Source organism: Nocardioides sp. CPCC 206348 (genome assembly GCF_048654705.1).
In the GTDB taxonomy this organism is placed as follows: Bacteria; Actinomycetota; Actinomycetes; order Propionibacteriales; family Nocardioidaceae; genus Nocardioides.
On sequence record NZ_JBMCZA010000179.1, the window covers coordinates 42,754 to 43,467 of the forward strand.

The window sequence follows — 714 nt, forward strand, 5'->3', positions numbered from 1 at the left end:
GCGCCAGATGTGCAGCGCAGCATCGAGGCCGGCGGCACTCCCGGCGCTGGTGACGATCTGGCCGGTGTCGACGTAGAGGACCTCGGGCACGACGATCGCTTCGGGGAACCGTCGCTGCAGCTCGTCGGTGTACATCCAGTGGGTCGTGCACTCGCGCCCGTCCAGCAGGCCGGCCGCTCCGACCGCGAAGGCACCGCTGCAGGCGGACATGATCCGCGCCCCGCGGTCGTAGGCCGCGCGGATCGCCTCGATGACCGCGTCGGACGGCACGCCACCACGCGGGATGGCCGGGATGCCGACCAGGTCGGCCTCCGCGACGCGGTCCAGCCCGAAGTCGGTCTGCAGGTTGAACCCCATCGAGGTCCGCATCGGGAGGTTGTTCTCGGCGCAGACGGCGAAGTCGAGGGCGGGGACCCCGTCGGCCGTCCGGTCGATCCCAAACGCCTCGCAGAGGATGCCGAGCTCGAACGGAGCGACCCCGTCGAAGGCCAGGACGGCAACGTTCGTCAGCATTCCGCCACCTTGTCACGGACATGGCAGTAAATCAACGCAAAGCGGCTTTTCTGCCACTGGTGGCAGGAATCTGCCAAGAGCATGATTACTGCCATGAACCTCTTCCTGATCCTCTTCCTGGCCCTGCTCCTGCGGTCCCTGATCTCCTGGGTCCGCCACGACGACTTCTCCACCCGTCGCCCGACTCCCTGGTTCGCGTGA

1 protein-coding gene is annotated in these 714 nt (G+C 67.5%); it reads right to left on the reverse strand.

Annotated features, from left to right (window positions below; genetic code table 11):
- A partial coding sequence (locus tag ACOADB_RS14385) for an AraC family transcriptional regulator (RefSeq protein ID WP_378599817.1) occupies positions 1-513 on the reverse strand: 513 nt, incomplete at its 3' end.
- Positions 514-714: the final 201 nt, after the last annotated feature.